2 protein-coding genes are annotated in these 4,568 nt (G+C 60.8%); both read left to right on the top strand.

Features of this window, described 5'->3' with window-relative positions:
* The first annotated feature begins 993 nt into the window (after positions 1–993).
* Entirely contained in the window at positions 994–3,150 is a 2,157-nt protein-coding gene (locus AC5O5I_RS00670; RefSeq protein WP_172226847.1) for a type I secretion system permease/ATPase, read from the top strand.
* Between the two features lie 7 nt (positions 3,151–3,157).
* Complete coding sequence (locus AC5O5I_RS00665) at positions 3,158–4,516, top strand: HlyD family type I secretion periplasmic adaptor subunit (RefSeq protein WP_172226867.1); 1,359 nt, start codon at positions 3,158–3,160, stop codon at positions 4,514–4,516.
* The last annotated feature ends 52 nt before the right edge of the window (positions 4,517–4,568 follow it).

The raw sequence follows: 4,568 nt of genomic DNA, 5'->3' as shown, positions 1-4,568 counted from the left end.
TGGACTCTCCGTGTGACCCTGTGGGTACTTCCCTGCCAGAGCGGCACTTCTAAGCCACTTCAGGCGGAACTATGTCATTGATCATTTGGCGTTTTTGACGCCAATATTCCGTCTATAACTATTTGGAATTACTTAACTGCCAAACTATTGACCTTATACAGGCCATCCTAAACAATCGGCAATGTAATGTCACATTGATATTCGAACCTTAGCCAACCGTTTCCGGGGGGCAAATTCCGTGCTTGATTTAAAGCGGATAACGTTGGCGGTTCAGGTGCCGTTTCAGCCCCTTCGGCGATCGTGAAACACGCCTCGGGGCCCGCCTTCGATCGGGTCTGTCAAAGTCTGAGGCGTCAAAGATTCCGCCACCTGCCCCACAGGCGATACACAAGCACAAACCTTGCCGGGAAGCCAACCACATAGCGGCCTGCAGGCCAGGCAGCGCTATGGTCCGTGGCCGCCAAAATCACCAAAAGACACCTGCCCTCACGCTGTCAAATGACAGGGAAAATGTTGTAAATCAAAGACGTGAGTGTGGGGACAGCCATTACCGTCACTCCATTGCAGAATCCGGGCGGCAATTATTGAACACAGAGTCCCTGGAGATCGGCTTTTTATAGATAAATTTTGACTAAATACTTACAGCGTTACGCCAATAAAGCAGCGCCTGTTTAATGACAATGACTAAGCTGGACAGTGACCCCCTCGCTGCCACTCGCATCAGGAACGCTATGCTGCAAACTGATTTCCAGCAGGTCGCCTACCGGATCAAAAATGAAACATCCATGACCCAGTCACGTCTGGTAGAAATGAACCACGTAGAATTGTTTACTCAACACCGATTCAAGGCGACCATTGGCCTGCCCCGGCGTGAGGACGCCAGCGTCCCCAGCCCCACAGCCTGGTACAGACCATAGAGAGCCAGGGTGAGCCCGCCAGCCTGTACGGCGGCACACCCACCCCACCCACCCACAAGGATGAAGAGAGCGCCGCGTGGAATCCGAAGTCAGTCGAGTCCAACTCAGCCACGATCCACGCAGTCAGCATGACGACCCCCTGCTGGATAGTCTGCTGAGCCTGTGTGTCCTGCACCAGAAACCTGCCAGCCGGGTCATGCTGACCACCGGCTTGCCGCTGCCTGCCCAGCGCCTGAGCCCCGAGCTGCTGCCCCGCGCCGCCGCCCGGGCCGGGCTGCAGGGGCGGTTGCTGCAACGCAAGCTGGAGCAGATCCCGAAAATCGCCATGCCGGCCATGCTGCTGCTCAAAGAAGGCCGCAGCGCCGTCCTGCTGGGCTGGGAAAACGATGACACCGCGCGCCTGCTGCTCAGCGAGAGCGACGGCGGCGAAGTGCACGTCAGCCGCGAAGCGCTGCAAAGCGACTACAGCGGCCGGGTGTTCTTCGCCCAGCCGCAACACAAGTTCGACGTCAACCACGGCAATCTCATCCCGCGGACAAAGTCGTGGTTCCGCGACACCTTGCTGCGCAGCAAATGGCTGTATATCGATGCCATCGCCGCCAGCCTGGTAATCAACCTGATCGCCCTGGCCGCGCCGCTGTTCGTGATGAACGTGTATGACCGCGTGGTACCCAACCAGGCCACCTCGACGCTTTGGGTGCTGGCCATCGGTATTGCCGGCGCCTACATCTTCGACCTGATCCTCAAGGGCCTGCGCGGGCTTTGCCTGGACCTGGCCGGCAAGAAGACCGACCTGATCATTTCGGCGACACTGTTCGAACGCATCGTCGGCATGTCGATGAAGTACCGGCCGGCAAGGGTCGGCAGTTTTGCCCAGAATATTCACGAGTTCCAGGGCCTGCGCGACTTCCTTGCCTCGCTGACCCTGACCAGCCTGATCGACCTGCCCTTCACCATCCTGATCCTGGTCGTCATCGCCATCATTGGCGGGCACCTGGTATGGATCCCGATCATCGCCTTCCCGCTGGCTCTGGGAATCGGCTACGCCTTGCAACGGCCGCTGATGGCGACCATGGAGCGGACCATGGCCCTGGCCTCGGAGCGCCAGTCCAGCCTGATCGAAACCCTGGCCGGCCTGGATGCGGTAAAGGTCAACAACGCCGAAAGCGAACGCCAGTACATGTGGGAGCAGACCCTCGGCACCCTCAGCCGGCTGGAACTGCGCGTGAAGGTGCTGTCGAGCCTGGCGATGAACATCACCTTGCTGATCCAGCAACTGGCAGGTGTGGCGATGATCTGCGTCGGCGTGTACCTGATCATCGACGGCAACCTGAGCATGGGCGGCCTGGTGGCCTGCTACATGCTCAGCGGCCGCGCGCTCGGCCCGCTCGGGTCGCTCAACGGCCTGCTTGCCCGCTACCAGCAGGCCAAGGTGACCATGGTCTCCACCGACCACATGATGGAGCTGCCCCAAGAGCGCAACTTCGAAGAGCGCCCACTCAGCCGCAGAGTGCTGCAGGGCAGCGTCGAGTTTCGCGGGGTCGACTTCACCTACCCCAACCAGCAGAACCTGGCCCTGAAAAACATCAACCTGACCATACGCCCCGGCGAAAAGGTCGGCATCATTGGCCGAAGTGGCTCGGGCAAGAGCTCCCTGGCCAAGCTCATCGTCGGCCTGTACGAAGCCGATGGTGGCTCGTTGCTGGTGGATGGCGTGGATATCCGCCAGATCGACGTCAGCGAGCTGCGCCACAACATCGGCTACGTGCCGCAGGACATCCAGCTGCTGGCCGGCACCCTGCGCGACAACCTGGTCAGCGGCGCCCGCTACATCGAAGACGAGCTTATCCTGCAGGCTGCCGAACTGGCCGGCGTGCACGAGTTTGCCAGGCTGCACCCGGACGGATACGAGCTGCAAGTGGGCGAGCGTGGGCAAAACCTGTCCGGCGGCCAGCGCCAGAACGTCGCCCTGGGCCGAGCGCTGCTGCTCAACCCGCAGATTCTGCTGCTGGACGAACCGACCAGCGCCATGGACAACACCGGTGAAGAACGCCTCAAGCAGCGCCTGCAGGCGGTGGTGGAAGGCAAGACAGTGCTGCTGGTCACGCACCGTGCCTCGCTGCTGTCGCTGGTGGACCGGCTGATCGTGATCGATCGCGGGCAGATTGTCGCCGATGGCCCGAAAGCCGCGGTCATGGATGCGCTGAAGAAGGGGCAGATCAGTGTTGCATAAGCTGGATATGGGGCAGTTCAAGAGCGGCCTGCGGCGCTATTTCAAAGGCAGCGACTCGTTGGGCGGGCAACCGTTGCCCGAGGTCAACAAAGCCCTGATCGAGGATGCGCCGCGGGTAGTACGGCTGACCATCTGGGGCGTGATCCTGTTCTTCGTGTTCCTGATCGTGTGGGCCAGCGTCGCCCGCATCGACGAAGTCACGCGAGGTGAAGGCAAGGCCATTCCGTCTTCCAAGGTGCAGAAGATCCAGAACCTGGAGGGCGGCATCGTCGCCGAAATATTCGCCAAGGAGGGGCAGATTGTCGAAGTCGGCCAGCCGCTGTTGCGCCTGGATGAAACCCGCTTTGCCTCCAACGTCGGTGAAACCGAGGCGGACCGCCTGGCCATGGCCTTGCGGGTCGAGCGCCTGAGTGCCGAGGTGCAGGACAGCCCGCTGAAAATCGACGAAGAGCTGCGCAAAGCTGCACCAAGCCAGGCCGCGAACGAAGAGTCGCTGTACCTGAGCCGTCGTCAGCAACTGCAAGACGAGATTGGCGGCCTGCAGCAACAGTTGGTGCAGCGCCAGCAGGAACTGCGCGAGTACAGCTCCAAACGCTCGCAGTACGCAAACAGCCTCGAATTGCTGCGCAAGGAAATCGGCATGTCGGAGCCGCTGGTGGCCACAGGTGCGATCTCGCAGGTAGAAGTACTGCGCCTGCGTCGTGCCGAAGTGGAAAACCGCGGTCAGCTGGACTCCACCGCGCTGGCTATCCCGCGTGCCGAGGCGGCCATTCGTGAGGTGCAAAGCAAGATCGAAGAAACCCGTGGCAAATTCCGCAGCGAGGCGCTGACCCAGCTGAACGAGGCGCGCACCGAGCTGAACAAGGCCACCGCCACCAGCAAGGCGCTGGACGACCGGGTGCACCGTACCTTGGTCACTTCGCCGGTGCGCGGTATCGTCAAGCAGATGCTGGTCAACACCATTGGCGGGGTGATCCAGCCTGGCAGCGATATCATCGAGGTGGTGCCGCTGGACGACACGCTGGTCATCGAGGCGAAGATCCTGCCCAAGGACATCGCCTTCCTGCACCCTGGCCAGGAAGCGACGGTGAAGTTCACGGCGTATGACTACACCATCTACGGTGGGCTCAAGGCCAAGCTGGAGCAGATCGGCGCAGACACCATCACCGATGAGGACAAGAAGACCACGTATTACCTGATCAAACTGCGCACCGATCGCAGCCACTTGGGGACTGACGAGAAGCCGCTGCTGATCATCCCGGGGATGGTGGCGACGGTGGACATCATGACCGGCAAGAAGACCATCATGAGCTACTTGCTCAAGCCGATCATGAAGGCGCGTTCGGAAGCGCTGCGCGAGCGGTAATCAGCTTGGCCACTGCTTTCTGGTGGCTCCTCTGGCCCTATCGCCGGCAAGC

The sequence above is a fragment of the Pseudomonas sp. 9_2_1 genome, from assembly GCF_059295275.1.
Note: the sequence above shows the minus strand (reverse complement) of the source record. Positions and strands in the feature narration are given on the sequence as shown.